This window comes from Bradyrhizobium sp. F1.13.3 (assembly GCF_040548265.1).
GTDB lineage: Bacteria > Pseudomonadota > Alphaproteobacteria > Rhizobiales > Xanthobacteraceae > Bradyrhizobium.
The window spans coordinates 142,099-164,177 of the sequence record NZ_JBEPRI010000001.1; the positions used below are offsets into that span (position 1 = coordinate 142,099).

Sequence of the window (22,079 nt, forward strand, 5' to 3'; positions counted from 1 at the left end):
GCAGCAACTCCCGATAGAGTTCAATTCCGGATGAATACTGTCTCCGGCTGCCGCTCACGGCTGCGTGATGGGCTTCGTTATTTCGGCCGCCGGCAATTGTAGGCCTTGCGGAAGCCCGCAGCCTGGGCGTCATCCTCCGAGCAGAACCAACGGTCCGGCTTGGTGGTCGCGGGGTAGCTCGGGCAGCCCCGCAAATGGTAGATGCCGATATTGCCGGTGACGCGCGCGCGCACCGCAAGCTTGCCCTTGATGCCACAGCTCGGCGGCATCGTCAGATCCTCGGGAAACAACACCGCGCGAATCTCCTTGTCGCGGTCGGCGCGGCAGGCGGCGCCCAGGAGCGCGCCGTCCTTCTTGCCGGTGCGGAATTCCTGCGGTGCAACAAAGCAGCCCTTCCAGATTCCGGCCGAGGTTGATTTCGCGTCGGCCGCGGCCGACTTGACGTTCGCCTTGACCGGCTCGCGGGCAATGGCATAGCCGAGCTTGACCAGCTGCTCGTTCAAGCTGGTCTTATCGCCCTCGGCCGTGCAGATCGCGCGGTGCCGCTTGCCAAAGCTCTTTTCCGGTCCGACATCGTCGCAGCGCACGGATCGCTTGCCAATCAGCTTGGCGAGCTGGTCGCGGGCCTCGATGCCGCAGGTCCAGGGATCGGCGTGATCGTCGATGCAGACCTGGTCCAGCTCGGGTGCGTCGACGCCGTCGAGGCGGTAGGTGACGTCGCCGAGCTGGATGGCGTTGCCGTCGCGGACCGTCGCGGCGGCGGTCAGCGCGGAGGCGGGGCCGGAGGTGCCCAGAAATCCGGACAGGGCAAGAAAGGAGACGAGCGCAAAAGCGCGGGCGCTGGCAAAGGATTTTCGGAAGGACATAAGGTCTCGCTATCGATGGCTCGTGCGCCTTGTTCCTAGCATCCGGATGTGGCGATACCAATGGTCTGCGCCCCGGGAAGTGCGACATTCCGGCCTCGTGGCTTTACTCGGCCGTAGCTCTGATCCTATCGTTCGCCGGCCTTGCGGAGCGGAGGCCGAATCGCCCGGGAAGCGGCGAAGGGAGGAAAATTTCGCGATGAAAGACCCCGTGGACGTCCTGATCATCGGCGCCGGCGCTTCAGGCGCGGCGGTGGCGTGGTCGTTGGCAGAGACCAAAATGCATATTCTCTGCCTGGAGCAGGGCGGCTGGATGAACCCGGCGGAATATCCCAGCACGGGCCGGGACTGGGAGGCCAAGTTCTACGGCGAGTGGTCGTCCAGCCCCAACGTCCGCGGCCGGCCCGAGGACTATCCGATCAACGACGACAATTCGCCGATCAAGGTCGTCAACTACAATGCGGTCGGCGGCTCGACGGTGATGTACACCGCGCACTGGCCGCGGCTGCATCCCTCCGATTTCAAGGTGAGGACGCTCGACGGCGTCGCCGAAGACTGGCCCATCGACTACGACGCGCTGACCCCGTTCTTCGAAGAGAACGACCGGATGATGGGCACGTCTGGCCTCTCGGGTGACCCGCTCTCACCGCTGACGCATCCGCCGATGCCGCCACAGCCGATGGGATTGTCGGGCGCGATCATCGGCAAGACCATGAACAAGCTCGGCTGGCACTGGTGGCCGTCGGATACGACGGTCGCGACCATGGACTACGAGGGCCGCGCGCGCTGCATCAATCTCGGCCATTGCACGCCGGCCTGCGCGCAGGGTGCGAAGTCCTCGACCGACATCACCTATTGGCCGCATGCGGTCCGCGCCGGCGTCGAACTGCGTACGCACTGCCGGGTGCGCGAGATCACCACCGACGAGAACGGCATGGCCACGGGCGTGGTCTATTACGACAAGGACGGCGTCGAGCAGTTCCAGCCGGCGCATGTCGTCATCATCGCCTGCAATGGCGTCGGCACGCCGCGGCTGCTGCTGAACTCAGCGTCGAACCGCTTTCCGAACGGGCTTGCCAATTCGTCCGGCCTCGTCGGCAAGAACCTGATGTTCCATCCCTATGCGCAGATCTACGGCTATGTGAAGGAGCCGACCGATAGCAACCGCGCGCCGCCGACCTGCCTGTGGAGCAAGGAATGGTACGACACGGACCTGTCGCGCGGCTTCGTCCGCGGCTACGGCGTTCAGTTCGTGCGCGGCGCTGGGCCGGTGTTCGAGGCTGTCGTCAGCGAGCAGAAGGGGATCCTGCCGTGGGGCGCCGATCATCACCGCGTCTTCCGCAAGCTCAACGGCCACCGGCTCGGGTTTTCCGCGATCTGCGAGGACCTGCCAGAGGAGCATAACCGGGTCACGCTCGATCCGGTCTTGAAGGACGGCCACGGCATTCCCGCGCCGAGGATCGACTACACGATCAGCGAGAACAGCCGCAAGATGATGGAGCATGCGCTGGCGCGCGGGCGGGAGATTCTCGAAACCGCGGGGGCGAGCGACATCTGCGTCAACTCGCCGATCCCGTGGGGCGGCTGGCACTTGCTCGGCACGGCACGCATGGGCACCGACCCGGAACGCTCCGTCGTCAACGAATGGGGCCGCTCGCACGACGTGAAGAATCTCTTCATCGTCGACGGCAGCATCTTCGTCACGTCGGGCGGGGTGAACCCGACGTCCACCATTCAGGCCCTCGCGCTCTACATCGCCGATCAGATGAAGCAGCGCCTCGCCAATTTGTTCGATTGAGGCCGCCATGTCCGCAGACAATCAACTGACACGCAACCAGCGCGACGACCTCCGCGCTATCGCCGCGATGATCGTTCCCGCCAGCGATGAGTACAAGGTGCCCGGCGCCGACGACCCCGCGATCCAGGCCGACATGCTGGCGACGCTCGGGCGTGACGCCAAACTGGTGGCGGCGGCGCTGGACCATCTGGCGCGGCTCGCGGGCCGACCGTTCGCCGAGCTCGATGCTGCCCGGCGCGATGCGGTGGCGCGGGAGTTTCGCAGTTCCGGAGGTGCGGCTGCGGCCACGCTCGTCCGCGTGGTGCTGCAATGCTATTACCGCGACGATCGGGTGCTGCGCTCGCTCGGGCTCGAACTACGCGCGCCATTTCCCAAGGGCTATGTGCTCCCGGAGGGAGACTGGTCGCTGCTCGATCCGGTCAAGGCAAGGGCAGGCACGCTGCGACGGGCGCCCTAGCCACCTGGGCAGTCCAGCCTTGCGCCCCGGGCGGGTCCCTTGCGCCTCGCGGAGCAGGCCACCATCTGTGTGAGCCTCAAGGACTCCTATCATGCTGGATTTCACCTCAGATACCGTCGATGACGCCGCGTCATCGCGAACGGAAACGGCCGCTCCGGTCGATGACCGGGCCCTGCTGGACGCCTATTCCAATGCCGTGATCGACGTGACCGACCGCGTCGGTCCTGCCGTCGTGCGCGTCGAGACCGGACCGAAGGTGCCGAACGGCCGCGAGCGCGGCGGGCTCGGCTCGGGCATCGTGATCTCGCCGGACGGGCTCGTGCTCACCAACAGCCACGTGGTCGGCTCCTCAAAGGAGATCCGGCTGCGCGACGTCGAGGGCCATGTCGGCGACGCCCGGGTGCTCGGCGTCGATCCCGATACTGACCTTGCGCTGCTGCGCGCCAACGGTGTGCGGGACTTGCCCTATGCGGCGCTCGGCAATTCCAAGACCTTGCGGCGCGGCCAGCTCGTGATCGCGATCGGCAATCCGCTCGGCTTTGAATCGACCGTCACCGCCGGCGTGGTCTCGGCGCTCGGGCGCTCGATCCGCTCGGTCAGCGGCCGTACCATCGAGGACGTGATCCAGACCGATGCTGCGCTCAACCCCGGCAATTCCGGCGGCCCGCTGGTATCGTCGAATGCCGAGGTGATCGGCATCAACACGGCGATCATCAATGGCGCGCAAGGGATCTGCTTTGCGGTCGCCAGCAACACCGCGCAATTCGTGCTGTCGGAGATCATCCGCCACGGCTATGTCCGTCGCGCCTATATCGGCGTGGCCGGCCAGACGGCGCCGATCCCGCGGCGGCACGCGGTGCTGGCCGGCGTCGAGAACAAGATGGGCGCGCTGCTGGCGCAAATCGAGCCGGACGGACCGGCGGCGAAGGCGGGCCTGTTGTCCGGTGATGTCGTGATCGGCCTCGACGGCGTCGAGATCAACGGCGTGGACGATCTGATCCGCGTGCTCGACCGCGACCGGATCGGCCGGCGGCTGGCCATGGACGTGCTGCGGCTCGGCCGCCTGCGGGCGATCGATATCGACCCGGTCGAGCGCAAGCCGGCGCGCTAGCGTGTGGCCGCCCAAGCGGAGTATGACGGTGTCATGCCTCGCCTCGGGAACCCCGCCGCATGATGCCGGCGCATGAGACCTACGATGTCATCGTCGTCGGCGCCGGCGCCGGTGGCATGACGGCCGCGGCCGTCGCCGCCGCTGAAGGCCTGCGCGTGCTGGTGATCGAAAAGACCGCTTTCGTCGGCGGCACCACCGCATGGTCCGTCGGCATGGTCTGGATTCCCGCCAATGCCAAGATGAAAGAGGCGGGGCTCTCCGACAGCGTCACGGACGCCGTGCAATATTTGTCGAACACGGTGCCCGAGCCCGCCAATGCGGGCCTTCGCGCCGCCTTCCTCGCGCGCGGACCGGAGGCGGTCGCCTATCTCGAAGCCAACACGCAAGTGCGCCTCCAGCCGGTGAAGGCCTGTCCGGACTATTATCCGGAGCGATTGGGCGCGACGCCGGGCGGGCGCGTGCTCGAGCCGGTCGTCTTCGACGGCACGCGGCTGGGCGCGCATTTCGCGCGGCTGCGCGCGCCGCTGCCGGAGTTCACGCGGTTCGGCGGGATGATGGTCAACCGCCGCGACATCCCGCATCTGCACCGGGTTGGAAAATCACTGGGCTCGACTGTTCGCGCGGCGCGGCTGGTTTCGGAGTATGCGTGGCAGCGGCTGCGGAGCCCGCGCGGCACGACGCTGCATCTCGGCAATGCGCTCGCCGCGCGGCTGTATGCCTCGCTGCTGGCCCGCCAGGTCGAGATCCTCTTCAGCGCGGACGTCGAGGATTTGTCGATGCAGGGCGAGCGCGTCGGCGGCGTGGTCATCCGTCACGGCGCGCGCGATCGGCTGATTGCCGCGCGACGCGGTGTGGTGCTCGCGACCGGAGGCTTTTCGCACGACGCCACCTTGCGCAAACGCTTCTTCCCACCCGCGGCCGGCTTCATCTCGGCGACCCACACGTCCGCTACGGGCGACGGGCTCCGCCTTGCGACTGCAACCGGCGCAGCGCTCAATACGGATGCGACGAGCCCGGCCTATTGGGTGCCGGCCTCGCTGTTCCGGCGCGCCGATGGAAGCCGAGGCGTTTTCCCGCACACCGTGACCGACCGCGCCAAGCCCGGCGTGATCGCGGTCAATGCGGCCGGCCGGCGCTTCGTCAACGAGGCGCTGTCCTACCATGAGTTTGTGCTCGCGATGCTGCGCGATGGGGACGGCGAACCGGACCGGCCGTTCTATCTGGTCTGCGACCGCCCGTTCCTGTGGAGCTACGGACTTGGCCGCATCAAGCCGTTCACGCGCAGTGTCCGGCGTTATGTGGCGAGTGGGGAGTTGGTCGAGGCCGCTGATATCGCGCAGCTCGCAGCGAAGATCGGCATCAAGCCGTCTACACTCGCGGCGACGATCGCGAGCTACAATTCCGATGCGAAGGAGGGCCGTGATCCGGAATTCGGTCGCGGCAGCACCATCTATCAGCGACATCTCGGTGATATCAGCCACAAGCCGAACCCCTGCGTCGCGCCCATCCTCTGCGCGCCGTTCTTTGCGATGCGGATTTATCCGGCGGATCTCGGCACGGCGATCGGCATGAAGGTGGATGCCCAGGCGCGCGTGTTGCGCGAGGACGGCACGCCGGTTGCGGGGCTTTACGCCTGCGGCAACGACATGGGCTCGATCATGAACGGCAATTGTCCCGGGCCGGGCATCACGCTCGGTCCGGCACTGACGTTCGGGTACATCGCGGGGCGGCATCTGGCGGAGGGGAGTGTGGCCGGGGCGAGTACGGCCACAGCGTTGGTCTAGCCGTCACCACTGCCGTCATTGCGAGCGCAGCGAAGCAATCCAGATTTTTTCCGCGGTGGCGGTCTGGATTGCTTCGTCGCAAGGGCTCCTCGCAATGACGCGGAGAGAGCTTGCACCTCCGACAGCTACTCCGCTGCCGCTGCAAACCGGCTGTTCTCCAGTTCCGCTTCCAGCCGCGCCTTCTCCGCCGCCGCCAGCTTGATGTTGGCTTCCTTGACATGACCGAAGCCGCGGATCGTCTCCGGCAGCCGCGCGAGCCTCGTCAGCAGCGGGATCTGCTCCGCCTTCAGCCCGGAGATCCGCTGATCGATCATGCCGAGATAATCCGCGACCAGCTTCCGCTCGGTCCGACGCTCCTCGGTACGGCCGAACGGATCGAACGCGCCGCCGCGCAGGAATTTCAGCCTGGCGAGGACGCGGAAGGCATGGATAATCCAGCCGCCGAATTCCTTCTTCTGGAGATGTCCGGTGGTCTTGTCGCGCTGTGCGAAGATCGGCGGGGCCAGATAGAACTTCAGCTTGAAGTCGCCGTCGAATTTCTCCGAGACCTTCTTGGAGAAGCTGCCATCGGTATAGAGCCGCGCGACCTCGTACTCGTCCTTGTAGGACATCAGCTTGAACAGGTTTTTCGCGACGGCCTCGGCCAGCTCCGTGGACGCGGGCGAGGCAGCTGCTTCCGCCTTGCGCACCTTGGCGACGGCGGCGAGGTAACGGTCGGCGTAGTCCTTGTCCTGATAGCCGGTCAGAAACTCCGCGCGCGTCGCGATGATGTCGTCGAGCGACTTCGTCGGCGCGGATGCCCGGCTCCTGAATTGCAGCACGCTGCGCACCCGCGACATGTCGTGGGCGGCGAGGCGTCCCCAGGTGAAGGCGAGCTTGTTCATTTCAATCGCGGCGCCGTTGATCTCGATGGCGCGGAGCAACGCGTCCAGCGATAGCGGGATCGCGCCCTTCTGGAAGGCGAAGCCGAGCATGAAAGGATTTGTCGCAATCGAATCGCCCATTAGCGCGGAGGCAATGCCGGTGGCATCGATGATGTCGAGGTTCTTATCGCCGACGGCATCGCGCAGCACCGTCTGCATCGCGCCCATCTCGAAATCGAGATCGGGGTTTTGCACGAAGCTCGCAGTCGGCTGCAGGTCGGCGTTGACATAGGCCTTGGTCACGCCGCGCTCGGCGCGGCTGAGTGCGGAGGGACCGGCCGAGACGATCATGTCGCAGCCGAGGATGACGTCGGCACCGCCGGTGGTGATCCGGACCGCGGAGATGTCCTCCGGCTTCGCGGCGATGCGTACATGGCTCATCACGGCGCCGTTCTTCTGCGACAGGCCGGTGAAGTCCAGCGCCGAGCAGCCGCGGCCGTCGACATGGGCGGCCATGCCGAGCAGCGCGCCGATGGTGATGACACCGGTGCCGCCGATGCCGGTGACGAGGATGTTGTAGGGCGCATCCAGCTCACGCGCGGGTGGCAGCGGCAGGTCGGCAAACAACTGGCCTGAGTCCACCGCCGAGGTCTTGATCCGCTTGAGCGTGCCGCCGTGCACGGTGACAAAACTCGGGCAAAACCCCTCGACGCAGGAAAAGTCCTTGTTGCAGTTCGACTGGTCGATCTGGCGCTTGCGGCCGAACTCGGTCTCCAGCGGCTGCACCGAGACGCAGTTGGACGCTTGCGAGCAGTCGCCGCAGCCTTCGCAGACGAGCTCGTTGATGAAGGCGCGCTTGGCGGGATCCGGATACAGCCCACGCTTGCGGCGGCGGCGCTTTTCCGCGGCGCAGGTCTGGTCGTAGACGATGACCGTAAGGCCCTTGATGTCTCGCAGCTCGCGCTGCACGGCGTCGAGCTCGCGGCGGTGATGGACGGTCGCGCCTTGCGGGAAGTAGTTGGCTTCAGGGTATTTGGTGGGATCGTCTGAGACGATCGCGAGGCGCTTGACGCCCTCGGCCCAGACCTGGTGCGCGATCTGGGCGACGTTGAAGGCGCCCTCGGCCGGCTGGCCGCCGGTCATCGCGACGGCGTCGTTGTAGAGGATCTTGTAGGTGATGCTGATGCCGGCGGCCGATGCCGCGCGAAGGGCAAGTAGTCCGGAATGGGTGTAGGTGCCGTCGCCGAGATTCTGGAAGATGTGCTGCTCGGTGGTGAAGGGCGCTTGTCCGATCCAGTTCACGCCCTCGGCGCCCATATGCGAGATCAGATCGGTGCGGCGGGTCGGCATGCTCAAAGCCATGCCGTGGCAGCCGATGCCTGCCATGGCGCGGCTTCCCTCGGGCACGCGCGTCGAGGTGTTGTGCGGGCAACCCGAGCAGAAGAACGGCGTGCGCGCGAGCTTGATTTGCGCGGAGGCCGGAACAGGAGTGTCGAACGCTTCGAGCCGGGCGAGGCGCTGCTCCAGCACCGGGCTGTGGTGGCCGAGCTTGCGCAGCCGCGCCACCAGCGCGGATGCAACGAGGGTCGGCGTCAGCTCGCCCTCGCTCGGCAATAGCGGTGCGCCGCGCTCGTCGCGTTTTCCCGTCACGGTCGGGCGCTTGGACGCATCGATATTATAGAGGATGCGCATCAGCTGGTCTTCGATGAAGCCGCGCTTCTCCTCGACGACCAGCACGTCCTGAAGTCCTTCGGCGAAGCGCTTGGCCCCGCTTTCCTCAAGTGGCCAGGTCAGTGCGACCTTGTAGATGCGCAAGCCCAAATCCTGCGCGTCCTTGTCGGTAATGCCCAGATCGGCCAGCGCCTGCCGCAGATCGAGATAAGCCTTGCCGGTCGCGACGATGCCGAGGCGTGCCGGTCTGGAGTCGAGCACGATGCGGTCGAGCTGGTTGGCGCGCGCAAAGGCCTGCACCGCCGCCATCTTCGGGCCGAACAGGCGCCTCTCCGCGTCGAGCGGCGGATCGGGCCAGCGGATGTTGAGGCCGCCGGGCGGCATCTCGAAATCGTCGGGGAGCCTGATCCGAATGCGTTCGGGATCGCTGTAGATCGAGGCCGAACTCTCCACCGTCTCGCTGATCGCCTTGAAGCCGACCCAGCAGCCGGAGAAGCGCGACAGCGCAAAGCCGTAGAGGCCGAGATCGAGATAGTCCTGGAGCGTCGCCGGATTGATGACAGGGATCAGCGCCGCCGCGAACACCTGTTCGCTCTGGTGCGCCAGTGTTGAGGATTGGCAGCCGTGGTCGTCGCCGGCAAGCGCGAGCACGCCGCCATTGAGCGAGGTGCCGGCGGCATTCGCATGCTTGAGCGCGTCGACCGAGCGATCGACGCCGGGCCCCTTACCGTACCAGATGCCGAACACGCCATCGACCTTGGCGCCGGGAAACAGGCCGACCTGCTGGCTACCCCAGACGGCGGTCGCCGCCAGGTCCTCGTTCAGACCGGGGACGAAGGCGATGTCGTGCTGCTGGAGGTGTGACTTCGCGCGCCACAGTGCGTGGTCGTACATGCCGAGCGGGGAACCGCGATAGCCCGAAATGAAACCGCCGGTGTTGAGGCCCTGAAGTCGGTCGCGTTCGCGCTGCAACATGGGCAACCGGACCAGGGCCTGCGTGCCGGACAGGAAGATCCGCTTCGATTCGAGCCGGTATTTGTCGTCCAGCTCGACCTGCATCAGCGTCATTTCAGAAGTCCTCGTCTTTTGTTTCGGCTCTTATTCGACTTGGGGTTTGCGCTGCGGGAGGGAGGAGCGGCTGCGCGACGCGAATTGTGACAGTCAAAGGCATGCGCAGACGAAGTCAATATCGCTCACCGCATCCGTGGCGCTCCTGCTGGTCATGGCTTGCTCACGGAGAACACGATGGCTGCAAGCGCGTTCAATACCGAAATCACGGAGACGGCTGAGGCGCTGATCGGGCCATGGCACCACCCGCGACTGATGCTCCACGCAGATGTATTGCGCGGCATGGCCGATATCGTTGGTGCGCCGACAGCCCTCGACAGACATCTTCGCGAACTCAAGCCGCTGGTCGACCCCGTGATCCTCAAGACCTGAAGGTCGCTTTACATGGCGACGCTGAAGGCCTCTTGCGCGCCTTATGGGGAGCAGAATCGGCAGCTGTGAAGCGGGTCGCTAACGCCACGTTCGTCACTCCGGGGCGCATGTAGCGCGAGCCCGGAAATCCATTTCACCGCGTGTTTAGCCGCCCGATGGCTTCCAGGTTCGACGCTTACGCGTCGCCCCGGAATGACGACGGAGAGCGCTCATCCTTTGGGCAAATGCACGTCGCAAAGCCGCCGCACAGCGAATAAGCAGACCCCGGCTTTTCCAATAACGTTCTGACAGTGCAGTGAATTTTCCTGCGCCGTCGGCTCAACTCCAATTGTACACAATGGCATGGCGCTTGCAGAACTCCTGAAGAGAGAGTTCTCGCGGGGGCCTTGAGTCATGTTGAGCTCAACCAAGCCGACACTGGGTGTCATCAGCGCCGAGCCGGAGCCGGTCAAGCTCGACTGGCCCGCCACCGCGCTCCTCATCATCGACATGCAGCGCGACTTCATGGAGCCCGGTGGCTTCGGCGAGACGCTGGGCAACGACGTCAGCCAGCTCGCGCGCGCGGTGAAGCCGATCGGTGCGGTGCTGAAGGCTGCGCGGGATACCGGCATGCTGGTGATCCACACGCGCGAGGGCCATCTGCCCGATCTCTCCGACGCGCCGCCGGCGAAAGTCGAGCGCGGCGCGCCATCCTTGCGCATCGGCGACCCCGGTCCGATGGGACGCATTCTCATTCGCGGCGAGGCCGGCCACGACATCATCCCGGAGCTCTATCCGCTCGACAGCGAGATCGTGATCGACAAGCCCGGCAAGGGCGCGTTCTACGCCACCGAGCTCACCGACGTGCTGGAGAAATACGGCATCGAGAATCTGCTGGTGTGCGGCGTTACCACCGAAGTGTGCGTCAACACCACCGTGCGCGAGGCCAACGACCGCGGCTATCGCTGCGTCGTCATCTCCGACGGCTGCGCGTCCTACTTTCCTGAGTTTCACGAGATGGGCCTGAAGATGATCAAGGCCCAGGGCGGCATCTTCGGCTGGGTCGCAAGCTCAGCCGCGGTTCTGGAGGCGATGAAGATTTCCACATCAGCGTAGGGGCATCACGATGAGCACAGGCACGACGGGGACGGCCGGCACCTCCGAGTTCAAGCCGGCACTATGGACACCGGGCGACTGGAACGCGTTTTTCGGCTTCGGCACCAACATCCTCGTCAACATGCTGGTGCTCACGGGCCTGTTGCGCTTCGTGCTGAAGATGCCTGACAGTCTCGTGTTCGGCCGTATCCTGCCCGCGCTCGGGTTGATGATGTGTCTCTCCACCTTCTACTACGCATACCTCGCCTATCGTCTGGCGCAGAAGACCGGCCGCAACGACGTCTGCGCGCTGCCTTCGGGCGTCAGCGTGCCGCACATGTTCATTGTCACCTTCGTGATCATGCTGCCGATCACGATCAAGACCGGTGATCCGCTCAAGGGCTGGTCGGCGGGCCTGGTCTGGGTGTTCTTCCAGAGCTTCATCCTGATGATCGGCGGCTTCATCGCGCCCTTCATTCGAAAGATCACGCCGCGCGCGGCGCTGCTTGGCACGCTCGCCGGCGTCTCCGTCACTTTCATCTCGATGCGGCCGGCGCTCGAAATGTACATGACGCCACAGATTGGCCTGGTCTGCTTCGCCATCATCCTGGTGAGCTGGTTCGGAGGCGTGAAATATTGGCGCGGCATTCCCGCCGGTCTCGTTGCGATCGCGGTGGGCATGGTCATCGCCTGGGGCTCGAACCTGTTCGGCCTCGGTCTCGGCGGTCTCAGCGTCAAGGGCGTCGGCGATGCCTTCGCAAACTTCGGCTTCTCGGTGCCGATCCCGGCGGTAGGCTATGTCTTCTCCGGCTTCGAATTCCTCGGAATCATCCTGGTCACCGCCATTCCGTTCGGCATCTATGATCTCGTCGAGGCCATGGACAATGTCGAGAGCGCGGAAGCGGCCGGCGACGAATATCCGACCACGCGCGTGCTCACCGCCGATGGCGTCGTCAGTCTGATCGGCTGCCTGATGGGCAATCCCTTCATCAACGCCGTCTATATCGGCCATCCCGGCTGGAAGGCGATGGGCGGGCGCATCGGTTACTCGGCCGCGACCGGCATCATGGTGGTGGTGCTGGCCTGGTTCGGCATCATCTCGGTGCTGCTGGCGCTGGTGCCGGTGGTCGCGATCTCGCCGATCCTGCTCTATATCGGCATGCTCATTGGCGCGCAGGCGTTCCAGACCACGCCGGTCAAGCACGCGCCCGCGATCGTGCTGGCGCTGACCCCGCATCTGGCGGCGTGGGCCAAGCTCCAGATCGACACGATGCTGGGCTCGACCATGAACGCGGCTGCGAGCGTCGGCGGAATGGCCGCCGACAAGGCCGACGCTGTCAAGGCTGCCGCGATCGCCGCGTTGCCGCAGCATGGCGTGTTCTATCACGGACTCGAAGTGATGGGCGGCGGCTCCATCCTCGGCGGCCTGATCCTGGGTGCGATCGGCGTCTTCATCATCGAGCGCGACTTCGAGAAAGCCTCGGCATTCGCGCTGGTTGGTGCGGTCCTGACCTACTTCGGCTTCATGCACGGCGAAGCCGTCGGCATCGGTGGCGGCTTTGGCGTCACGCCCGCGGTCGCGTTCGCCTATGCCGTGATGGCGGCAGGGCTGTTTGCAGCCAGCAAGCTCGGTGCGAGCGAGCCCTACATGCCGCATGCGGACATGCATGCGGCACCGGCGGAGTAGCTACCCGCCCTTGACGGCACCAGCGGTGAGCCCGGCGACGATCTGTCGCTGGGCGAACACCGTGAGCAGCAGCACCGGGAGGGTGACGATCAGCGCGGCGGCGGCGAGCGGCCCCCAGCTCAACTGGTCGAACGAGATCATGTTGTAGACAGCGACCGGCAGGGTCCGTGTCTCGCGTCCGGCCAGCACGATGCCGAAGACAAAGTTGTTCCAGGAGAAGATCACGGCCAGGATGAAGGCGACCGCGATGCCGGGCTTGGCGATCGGCAGCGCGACATGGCGGAAGACCTGCCAGCGCGTGGCGCCGTCGATGAGGGCTGCTTCTTCCAGCTCCATCGGCGTCGTCTCGAAATAGCCGATCATGATCCAGATCACGATCGGCACCGTGACCACCAGGTGGATGATGATCTGCGGCACCAGCGTGCCGAGCAGTCCCAGCCACTGGAACATGAGAAACAGCGGGATCAGATAGGATAGGCCCGGCGTGATGCGGGCGATTAGGATCACGATCGCGGATTTGTGCGCGGCCATCCGCGCGATGCCGTAGCCGGCGGGGACACCGACAAGCAGCGCAAGCAACGTCGCACTGCCGGTCACGATCAGGCTGTTGATGAAATAGGTCAGGAAGCGATTGGAGGCGAGCACGTCGGCATAGTTCTTCCAGGCGACATGCTCGGGGAAGAACACGGGCGGGTAGGCGGCGTTGTCGATCTCGAATTTGAGCGACAGCGACAGCATCCAGAGGAAGAACAGGATTGCCGGGGACACGATGACGAACACCGAGAACCACAGGCCGATCTTGCCGATGATCTGACGTGGGGTCATGTGCCGCTCGCGATCTCGGTCCACAGCATGCGCTGGCGGGCGTAGAGCATCACCGCGGCAAGCAGAACGATCAGCAGGAAGAACACGACCGCAATCGCCGAGCCGTAGCCGAGGTCGTAATAGGAGAAGGCGACGCTGTAGAGATAGATGTTGATCGTCTCCGACGCCGATCCCGGTCCGCCCTGGGTGATTGCGAAAATGATGTCGAAGCTCTTCACGGCGTCGATCATGCGGATCATGCCGGCGATGAACAGGAACGGCATGATCAGCGGCAGGGTGATGAAGCGGAACACCTGCCAGATGCTGGCGCCGTCGATCTGTGCACTTTCGTAAGGCTCGGTCGGGATCGCAGCGAGGCCGCCGAGCACGATCAGCATGACCAGCGGCGTCCATTGCCAGGTCTCGACCAGCACCAGCGAGGGAATGACGGTCGCGGGATGAAACACCCAGAGCTGCGCTGGGATTCCGACCAGTGACAGCAGATAGTTCAGCACGCCGAGTTGCGGGTGGAACATCATGGTCCAGACCAGCGCGATCGCCACCGGCGTCGCCATCATGGGCATGATGAAAACGCCGCGCAGAAAGCCGCGGCCGGGGAATTTCTGGTGAAACACCACGGCCGCAAACGTGCCGAGCACGAGCGGCAGCAGCACGGAGAGTGCGGTGTAGACCACTGTATGTCCGATCGCCTCAATGAAGCGGGGATCGCTCGTCAACCGCAGATAGTTGGACAGTCCAACGAAGGTGGTCGCCGAGCCGACCTTCCACTCGTTCAGGCTCATCCAGATCGTGAAGACCCACGGGAAGATGATGATGGCGAGCACGACGATGAGCGCCGGCACCACGAACGGCCAGTACGACGGCGGCCGCAACTCCTTCTCCGGCGCGGCATCTGACGGTGCCGCTGCCGGATTAGCCTGTATGATCGCACTCACGCCTTTTCGCTGCGCTCCAGGATTGGCCGGTACTGCTCGTGGGCCTTTTTCAACTCTGTCGCGGGATCGGCGCCGGCAAGGGTCGCGGTGATCGCCGCGCCAACGAGATCGCGGAATTCGGCGACCGGAATCACGACGGGCAGGCCCAGCTTGCTGACCTTGGCGGAATCGATCACCGACTGCAGCCACTCCTTGGGCATCTTCACGCCGTTCTGGACCTCGGCATCGTTCAGGATCGAGTTGCGGAACGGCACGCCGCCGCCGGCTTGCAACAGCCGGGCGCCTTGCGTTTTCGACACAACCCATTGGCAAAGCAGATAGGCGGCTTCCTTGTTCTTGCTCGCCGCGGCGATGCCGATGCCGTCGCCATAGGTCGCTGAATATTGTCCCTTCGGACCGGCCGGCACGACGGTGTAGCCGACCTTGCCGACCACGCGCGAGGCCGCCGGGTCTTCCAGCGGCGGCGCCCAGCCGACGCCGTCGATCCACATCGCCGAACGTCCTTGCGTGAACGAGGCCATCGACTCCATCCAGTTGAAGCCGGCGACGCCGGGCGGAGCGACTTTAGTCAACAATGTCTGATAGAGCTTGGTTGCAGCAATGGCTTCCGGACCGTCGGTCAGGATGTTGCCCTTCGCATCGAGGAATTCGCCGCCATAGTCGAGAAAGAAGTTGGTCCACAACGTCATGTTGGCGTTGCGCAGGCCGCGTCCGACAAAGCCGTAGGTGCCTTCCTTGGCATCGGTGAGCTTCTCGGCGGCCGCGACCATCTCGTCGAGGGTCTTGGGGACGGCGACGCCCTTCTTCTGGAACAGCTCCTTGTTGTAATACAGGATGAAATAATCGACCGACCACGGCAACGACAGCATCTGGCCCTTGTCGTTCCTGGCGTATTGCAGGCCGGCGGCCGAGAAATCGCTTTCCACGAGATCGGGCGCGGTCAGCGTCGGGTCTTTCATGTAAGGCGTGAGGTCGGCGAGCCAGCCGCCTTTCTCGAATTGCCGTTTCTGCACGTGATAGCTGAGATGGACGACGTCGAAGCTCGGCCGGCCCGAGGTGAGCTCGATCACGACCTTCTGGCGCTGCTGTTGCTCGGGAATCTGCTCCGCCTCGACCTGGATGCCGGTGAGCTCGGTAAACTCCTTGACGTATTTTTGCAGGTTGTCGCCGCGCGGGCCCTTGGCGAGGATCACCTCTAGCTTGGTCCCGGCGTATTTCTTCCAGTTCACCTCCGCGCGGGCTGGCAGTCCCGTCAGGCTGAGCGCGCCAGCTGCGGCAGTGCCCGTCAAGAGCGTACGACGCGAAATCTGATGGTCAGCCACTATATCCCTCCCGGATGACTCGTTTTGTTTGGGAGGGATACTAGCGGCCGTGCCGCGCGTGCCTAGCCCTAATCTGACGGATCACGGCCGCACGGCCGGCGTCTCCATCGGCAGGCCATGCGCTCGCGACATCAGATAGAGTTCGAGCGCGACCAGCTCGGGCGCGCCGAAATCATAGGCCTGGGCGCGGACACCCGTCATGCAACTGCGTAGCCGGCGCTCCAGCGATCCCAGCATCTGCCATTCCAGGCGATAAAGCGGATAGCCGGTCGGCTGTCCCTGCGTGATCGGCGCGCCGGCAAGTCGCTTGTTGAAATTGTCGTCGTGGCAATTGGTGCAGGCAAGGTTGAGCTGGCCCTCGCGCTGCATGAAGATGTCGCGGCCCTGTTGGACGAATGGTTTCAGCTGCGGATCGTCCCCGGCCGTGATCGCGATGCCGCGCGATTGATGCGCGACGAAGGCGGACAGGGCGAGCAGGTCGCGGCTCTCGTAGGGTAACACCGGTGCCTGCTGATGATTGCTGCGGCAGAGATTGATGCGCTGGTCGAGCGTGACGGGGCGCGCCAGCGCCTTGTCGAAGGCCGGATAGCGCGCCGCGACGCCTTTCATGCTGCCGCGTGCATCGCCATGGCAATCCGCACAGGCCTTGTCGGCGCTGCCCGTCCTCTTCGTCCACAACGCCTCACCGTCGAGCACGAACAGCATGCCGGGATTTGAGGTGTCGTCATCCTGCATCGCGCGCGTGTCGGGTCCCATGAACGAATAGCCGGAGCGGCGCGCGTCCGGCGGAATCTCGCCGGCGAGCAGGGCAGGGGCGGTGGCGAGAAGCGCCGCGACCGCTATCGCGCGCCAGAAACTCATTCGACCGTGATCGACGCCGATGCGCTGGACGAATAGCCGTTGTCGCCGATCCATTCGAACTCGAACTTGCCGCTCTCCTTCGCGACCGTGAAGAACGACAGATAGGGATTGGCCGCGATCGCCGGAAAGAGATCGGCGCGAAAAATCTCGGTGCCGTTGTAGCGGCACGTAAAGCTCGTGATGATGTCGCGCGGCACCAGCGCGCCGTCCGCGGTATGGCGGAATCCGGTCTCCATGATGTGCGAGGTCAACGTGCGGATCTCGATGACATCGCCGCGCCTGGCTTTTGCCGGAACGTTGATGAGCGCGGCCATCAATTCATCTCCTCGGTGCAGGCGGCCAGCGTCACGACGATTTCGGTCGTGACCTGCCAGAACGTGTCGTCGGAAAGGCGCGCGATCGCCACCACCTTCTGGGTGTCGGCGAGCCGAATCCGGGTCGAGACCTGGGCGCGGCCGGAGGAGGGGCCGAGATGGAAGTTGCCGATGTTCGGCTGGGGATTCTTTTCGTTGAAGACGTGGATGCTCTTGACGTAGTCGTCCGCCGTCATCGGGCTCGCGACGCTCACGGTCATCGGCACCGTGTTGCCGTTCTCGACCAGCGGCGGAATGTCGAGCTTCACCTTGCCGGTGCGGACAGGTGCTTCGCCGACGACGTTGCGGATCGCGGCGCTGAGCATCGCCGGTGTCGCCTCGATCGGCCGCAGCGTGACGATCGGGATCGTCCCGGCGACCGTCGCGCTTCCGGCGAGATTTAGGAATTGTCGTCGCGTGGTCGGCATGAACAGTCCTAGTCCCGAAGCGTTGCAAGAAAAGCCACGATGTCCTCGATCTCGGCGGCGGACAAGATCGGTTTGCCGGCGAAATTGCGCCCGACCCGCACGAGGTGGCCGTTGCGATAATAGGATGGCATGATGGTTTCAGGGTTGAAGCGCGCTGCATCGATCAGTCGAAGCCGCAACTGGCTCACCGTCCAGCGGTTCCCTGCACCCGAGAGGTCAGGCGCGAGGTCGCCCTGGAACCGGGTCTCCGGGAAGGGACCGGAATGGCAGAGGATGCAGGTGGTGGTGCGCGCGAGCACGAGCGCGCGTCCGCGCGCGGCATCGCCGGGCGCGCCGGTGAGCGATTCCGCAATGCCGTCGCCGGCGATGTTGTAGGGCAGGAGCTCCTCGGCTCCCGCATGGCAGGCGAAGGCGACACTGGCGGCGATCAGCGCTGCGATATGGACCGATGTTCTAGCCAAAGGTGTCCGCCGTGATGGTTTGAAACCAGCGCTCGGCTTCAGCCGCCTCGCGGGCGCGCAATTCGCGCGGCGCATCGACCGGGCTGGTCGCGCCGCCCTCGACCTCGGCGAAGATGTCGCCCTTGGGCTGGTAATTGCCCGCGAGTGAAAAGCCGTAGCCGGGTGCGACGATGTTGTAGCAGACGCCTGTCAGTCGCTGCGTTTCTGGTGCGCGGCCGGCAAGGAGGTTCACGATCGCGGCAGCACAGGCCTTGCCCTGTGCGCTTGCCGCGGATGCCGATTTGGGAATGCCCCCGCCGAGGCAGGCGTCGCCGATGACGTGGATGTTCTGGACAAGTTTCGATTCGAAGGTGACGGGATCGATTGGGCACCAGCCGGTCGCATCCGCAGCGCCCGCGACCTCAGCGATGTGTCCGGCACGCTGCGGCGGGATGACGTTGGCGACATCAGGCGTGTAGTTGCCGAATTCGGTGACGATGGTCCTTGTCGCAGGATCGACCGAGGTCACGCGGCCGCCTTGCGACAACCCGATGCGTTCGACCATGTCGCCGTACAGCTCCTTCCACGCCCTCTCGAACAGTCGCTGCTGGGAGAAATTGTCCTTGGCGTCGAGGATCAAGACCTTTGAGCGCGGCTTCTTCGTTTTCAGGTAATGCGCGATCAGGCTGGCGCGCTCGTAAGGCGCCGGCGGACAGCGCGAGGGATTGGCGGGGATCGCAATCGCGACGGTGCCGCCGTCCGGCATGGCCTCCAATTGCCGACGCAGCAGCAGCGTCTGCGCACCGGCCTTCCAGGCATGCGGCATCTTTTCTGATGCCGCGTCGTCATAGCCAGGCAGGGGGTCGAAATGGAAGTCGATGCCGGGAGAGAGGACGAGACGATCATAGGGCAGCGCAACGCCATCGGCCGTCACGACGCTGCGCAGCTTCGGCTCGATTGTGGTTACGGCTTGGCTGATCACCGTGATGCCCTCGGCACCGAGCCTGTCATAGCCAAATTGCTGGCCTTCGATATCGCGCAGGCCGGCAATCACCTCGTTGCTGAAGGGGCAGGAGGTGAAGACCGCATTGGGTTCGATCAGGATGACTTGCAAGTTTACCTGCGCGCGCTTCAGCGCGCGGGCGCACGCCGCGCCGCCAAAGCCGCCGCCGACCACGACGACGCGGCCCGCCGATTGCGCGCGCAGGATCGAAGGGACGGCGAATGATGTGGCCGCGGCGGCGATGCTAAGGAGGGCATCCCGCCGTGTCACCGGCGCATTCATGAGTCTTGTCCGGAAAGTGTGCCGCGACGGCCGTTTCGGCCGCCGCGGCGTTTCTCAGGCGAAGGTGATGTTCTGGTCGCGCAACGGCACCGAACGGATGCGCTTGCCCGTCGCCGCGAAGTACGCATTGAGCACCGCCGGCGCCGCGACGCCGATGGTTGGCTCGCCGACGCCGCCCCAGAACCCGCCGCTCGGCACCATCACCGACTCCACCTTCGGCATCTCGTTGATGCGCATCGAATTGTAGGTGTCGAAGTTGGTCTGCTCGATCTTGCCGTCCTTGACGGTGCAGCCCCCGTAGAACAGCGCGGAGAGGCCATAGACGAAGGAGCCCGCGATCTGCCGCTCCACCTGGGCCGGATTGACGACGTAGCCGGGATCGGTGGACGCGACGATACGATGCACCTTGATCTTGTTGCCGTCGGTTACCGAGATTTCGGCGGCTCCGGCGACATAGCTGCCGTAGCCCATCACCTGCGCGATGCCGCGATAGATGCCCTTCGGCGCCGGGGTGCTCCAGCCGATCTTCTCGGCCACGGCATTGAGCACCGCCAGATGCTTGGGGTGATTGCCCATCAGCTTGCGGCGGAATTCGAGCGGGTCCTGGCCTGCGGCCTGGGCCAGCTCGTCCATGAAGCATTCCATGTAGATCGCGTTGTGATTGACGTTGACGCCGCGCCAGAAGCCCGGCGGAACATGCGGGTTGCGCATCGCATGCTCGACCAGGAGGTTTGGCACGGAGTAACCGAACGCGGCTTCGCCGGACTGGGCGACGCCCTGGAATGCGGCCGGATCCATGCCGTTCTGCAGCGCTTCCGGGCGGAGCGAGAACAGGATCGATTGCCCGGACAGGCGGTAGTGCAGCGCGACCAGATTGTTGTCGGCATCGAATGCGCCGGTCATCTTGCACTGGGTGATCGGGTGATATCTGCCGTGCGCCATGTCCTCTTCGCGCGACCATAACAGCTTGATCGGCGTGCCCGGCATCTGCTTGGCGATCAGGACGGCCTGACGGACATAGTCGGTCTGGCCGCGCCGGCCGAAGCCGCCGCCCGGCATCACCTTGTGCACGTCGCACTTCTCCGCCGGCAGGCCCGACGCTTCCAAGGTGGCCGCGAAGGCCGCCTCGCCATTCTGCGTGCCGCACCAGACCTCGCACGTCTCCGCCGTGTAGACCGCCGTGGCGTTCATCGGCTCCATGGTGGCGTGGTTCTGGTAGGGATAGCTGTAGACCGCCTCGATCTTCTTGGCGGCACCGGCAATCGCCGCCTTCGCGTCGCCGTTCTTGTTGCCGACATAGGCCGGCTGCGCGTTGTCGAGACCCTCCGTCAGCCATTTCGCGATCGACTCGCTGGAGACCTTGGCGTTGTCGCCCTCGTCCCAGACGATCGGCAGCGCCTCCAGCGCGGTCTTGGCCTGCCACCAGGTGTCGGCAACGACCGCGACCGCGGTATCGCCGACCTTGACGACCTTCTTGACGCCCTTCATGCCGGTGATCTTGGCTTCGTCATAGCTCTTCAGCTTGCCGCCGAACACCGGGCAATCCTTGATCGCGGCGTTCAGCATGCCCGGCAGCTTGACGTCGATGCCGTAGATCATGGCGCCGGTGGTCTTCTCGGCGGTGTCCAGCCGCTTCACGCCCTTGCCGATCAGCTTCCAGTCCTTGGGATCCTTCAGCTTGACGTCGGCCGGCGGCGCAAGCTTGGCCGCGGCCTCGGCGACCTTGCCGTAGGTCGTGGTCTTGCCGGACGGCGTGTGGGTGATGACGCTGTTGGCGGCGGTGCATTCGGGCGCCGGCACTTTCCACGCCTCGGCGGCGGCCTGGATCAGCATCACGCGTGCGGTGGCACCGCCCTTGCGGACATAGTCTTGCGAAGAGCGGATGCCGCGGCTGCCGCCGGTCGAGAAATCGCCCCAGACGCGCTTGCGGGCGACGCTCTGGCCCGGTGTCGGATATTCGGTCGAGACCTTCGACCAGTCGCATTCGAGTTCCTCGGCAACGAGCTGGGCGAGGCCGGTCAGCGAGCCCTGGCCCATCTCGGAGCGGGCGACGCGGATGACGACGGTGTCGTCGGGCCTGACCACGACCCAGGCGCCGATCTCGGGGGAGCCGTCGGCCGCGCGGACCACGGCGGGGCCGCCGAAGGGGATATCGAGGCCGATTGCGAGACCCGCGCCGACCGCGGCGGTGCCGACGACGAAGGCACGGCGGTTCATCCTGGGAGAGACATGCTTGTTCATGTGGCGGCTCCTTACGCGCTTGCGATCGTGTGGATCGCTTCGCGCACCTGCTGGAAGGTGCCGCAGCGGCAGATATTGGTGATGGCTTCGTCGATGTCGGCGTCGGTCGGCTTCGGCTTCTCGCTCAGCAGCGCCGCGACCGCCATGATCATGCCGCTCTGGCAATAGCCGCATTGCGGAACATCCTGGGCAATCCAGGCTTCCTGCACCTTGTGCAGTGCGTTGCCGGAGGCGAGCCCTTCGATGGTCGTGATCTTCTTGCCTACGGCCTCGCTGACCGAAACGCCGCAGGAGCGGGTGGCGACGCCGTCGATGTGAACGGTGCAGGCGCCGCATTGTGCAATGCCGCAGCCGTATTTCGTGCCGGTCAGGCCGGCATTCTCGCGGATTGCCCACAGCAGCGGCGTATCCGGCTCGACGTCGAGCGTCAAAGTTTTTCCGTTGATTGTTAGGTTTGCCATCGCAGTCCCCTGATTGGCCCAATCCACCGATTGGACGCAGGGGCGCAATGTGTCCGGCAAATTGGAAAGGTTCAAATCAATAGTCCGAGGGGTAACCGCCGGAGATTCCCCCCCCGGGCGGCTCGCGGCACGGCTTGGGGCGACGTCTACCGGCTCCCGCGCCGTCGCGCCCCTGGAACC

At 65.0% G+C, this 22,079-nt stretch carries 19 protein-coding genes; 7 read left to right on the forward strand and 12 right to left on the reverse strand.

What is annotated here, in order from left to right; genetic code table 11:
- Window positions 1-77: 77 nt before the first annotated feature.
- A complete protein-coding gene (locus tag ABIB66_RS00715; protein WP_354056721.1) occupies window positions 78-866 on the reverse strand; it encodes a thermonuclease family protein in 789 nt (262 codons plus the stop codon).
- Window positions 867-1,062: 196 nt separating this feature from the next.
- Here ABIB66_RS00715 and ABIB66_RS00720 point away from each other — a divergent pair, with 196 nt between their 5' ends.
- The 4 genes from ABIB66_RS00720 (at window position 1,063) to ABIB66_RS00735 (ending at window position 6,013) form a co-directional block, all read left to right on the forward strand.
- Window positions 1,063-2,661, forward strand: a complete 1,599-nt coding sequence (locus ABIB66_RS00720; protein WP_354207301.1) for a GMC family oxidoreductase — start codon at window positions 1,063-1,065, stop codon at window positions 2,659-2,661.
- Between the two features lie 7 nt (window positions 2,662-2,668).
- Entirely contained in the window at window positions 2,669-3,118 is a 450-nt protein-coding gene (locus ABIB66_RS00725) for a gluconate 2-dehydrogenase subunit 3 family protein (RefSeq protein ID WP_354207299.1), read from the forward strand.
- A 91-nt stretch (window positions 3,119-3,209) separates the two neighbouring features.
- Complete coding sequence (locus tag ABIB66_RS00730; protein WP_354207297.1) at window positions 3,210-4,229, forward strand: S1C family serine protease; 1,020 nt, start codon at window positions 3,210-3,212, stop codon at window positions 4,227-4,229.
- Window positions 4,230-4,288: 59 nt separating this feature from the next.
- Complete coding sequence (locus tag ABIB66_RS00735; RefSeq protein ID WP_354207295.1) at window positions 4,289-6,013, forward strand: FAD-dependent oxidoreductase; 1,725 nt, start codon at window positions 4,289-4,291, stop codon at window positions 6,011-6,013.
- 125 nt (window positions 6,014-6,138) lie between these two features.
- Here the strand turns inward: ABIB66_RS00735 and ABIB66_RS00740 are convergent, their stop codons facing one another.
- Window positions 6,139-9,615: an indolepyruvate ferredoxin oxidoreductase family protein gene (locus ABIB66_RS00740; protein ID WP_354254017.1), complete on the reverse strand. Its 3,477-nt coding sequence runs from the start codon at window positions 9,613-9,615 to the stop codon at window positions 6,139-6,141.
- A 177-nt stretch (window positions 9,616-9,792) separates the two neighbouring features.
- On the opposite strand from ABIB66_RS00740, the gene ABIB66_RS00745 reads away from it, so the two are divergent.
- The 3 genes from ABIB66_RS00745 (at window position 9,793) to ABIB66_RS00755 (ending at window position 12,748) form a co-directional block, all read left to right on the forward strand.
- On the forward strand, window positions 9,793-9,987 hold the full coding sequence (locus ABIB66_RS00745; RefSeq protein WP_354207291.1) for a hypothetical protein: 195 nt from the start codon (window positions 9,793-9,795) through the stop codon (window positions 9,985-9,987).
- A gap of 393 nt (window positions 9,988-10,380) precedes the next feature.
- Complete coding sequence (locus ABIB66_RS00750; protein ID WP_354207289.1) at window positions 10,381-11,082, forward strand: cysteine hydrolase family protein; 702 nt, start codon at window positions 10,381-10,383, stop codon at window positions 11,080-11,082.
- Between the two features lie 10 nt (window positions 11,083-11,092).
- The gene (locus ABIB66_RS00755) at window positions 11,093-12,748 is read left to right on the forward strand and encodes a regulator (RefSeq protein ID WP_354254019.1); all 1,656 of its coding nucleotides are present in this window, start codon (window positions 11,093-11,095) and stop codon (window positions 12,746-12,748) included.
- Here the strand turns inward: ABIB66_RS00755 and ABIB66_RS00760 are convergent, their stop codons facing one another.
- The 10 genes from ABIB66_RS00760 to ABIB66_RS00805 all read right to left on the reverse strand — a co-directional run bounded on the left by ABIB66_RS00760 (window position 12,749) and on the right by ABIB66_RS00805 (window position 21,899).
- On the reverse strand, window positions 12,749-13,573 hold the full coding sequence (locus ABIB66_RS00760) for a carbohydrate ABC transporter permease (protein WP_018457162.1): 825 nt from the start codon (window positions 13,571-13,573) through the stop codon (window positions 12,749-12,751).
- Entirely contained in the window at window positions 13,570-14,499 is a 930-nt protein-coding gene (locus ABIB66_RS00765; RefSeq protein WP_502917388.1) for a carbohydrate ABC transporter permease, read from the reverse strand. Before ABIB66_RS00765 ends, ABIB66_RS00760 begins: the two co-directional genes overlap by 4 nt.
- 5 nt (window positions 14,500-14,504) lie before the next feature.
- Complete coding sequence (locus ABIB66_RS00770) at window positions 14,505-15,830, reverse strand: ABC transporter substrate-binding protein (RefSeq protein ID WP_354056709.1); 1,326 nt, start codon at window positions 15,828-15,830, stop codon at window positions 14,505-14,507.
- A gap of 81 nt (window positions 15,831-15,911) precedes the next feature.
- A complete protein-coding gene (gene soxA / locus ABIB66_RS00775; RefSeq protein WP_354207283.1) occupies window positions 15,912-16,691 on the reverse strand; it encodes a sulfur oxidation c-type cytochrome SoxA in 780 nt (259 codons plus the stop codon).
- Window positions 16,688-17,005, reverse strand: coding sequence for a thiosulfate oxidation carrier complex protein SoxZ (soxZ, locus tag ABIB66_RS00780; protein ID WP_354207281.1), 318 nt, complete (start codon window positions 17,003-17,005; stop codon window positions 16,688-16,690). Before soxZ ends, soxA begins: the two co-directional genes overlap by 4 nt.
- Complete coding sequence (locus tag ABIB66_RS00785) at window positions 17,005-17,472, reverse strand: SoxY-related AACIE arm protein (protein WP_354207279.1); 468 nt, start codon at window positions 17,470-17,472, stop codon at window positions 17,005-17,007. Before ABIB66_RS00785 ends, soxZ begins: the two co-directional genes overlap by 1 nt.
- Before the next feature lie 8 nt (window positions 17,473-17,480).
- A complete protein-coding gene (gene soxX / locus ABIB66_RS00790; RefSeq protein ID WP_275170387.1) occupies window positions 17,481-17,933 on the reverse strand; it encodes a sulfur oxidation c-type cytochrome SoxX in 453 nt (150 codons plus the stop codon).
- Window positions 17,926-19,197, reverse strand: a complete 1,272-nt coding sequence (locus ABIB66_RS00795) for an FCSD flavin-binding domain-containing protein (RefSeq protein ID WP_354207277.1) — start codon at window positions 19,195-19,197, stop codon at window positions 17,926-17,928. The genes soxX and ABIB66_RS00795 overlap by 8 nt, the downstream gene beginning before the upstream one ends.
- 54 nt (window positions 19,198-19,251) lie before the next feature.
- A complete protein-coding gene (locus ABIB66_RS00800) occupies window positions 19,252-21,438 on the reverse strand; it encodes a xanthine dehydrogenase family protein molybdopterin-binding subunit (protein WP_354207275.1) in 2,187 nt (728 codons plus the stop codon).
- 11 nt (window positions 21,439-21,449) lie between these two features.
- On the reverse strand, window positions 21,450-21,899 hold the full coding sequence (locus ABIB66_RS00805; protein ID WP_354207273.1) for a (2Fe-2S)-binding protein: 450 nt from the start codon (window positions 21,897-21,899) through the stop codon (window positions 21,450-21,452).
- Window positions 21,900-22,079 lie beyond the last annotated feature (180 nt).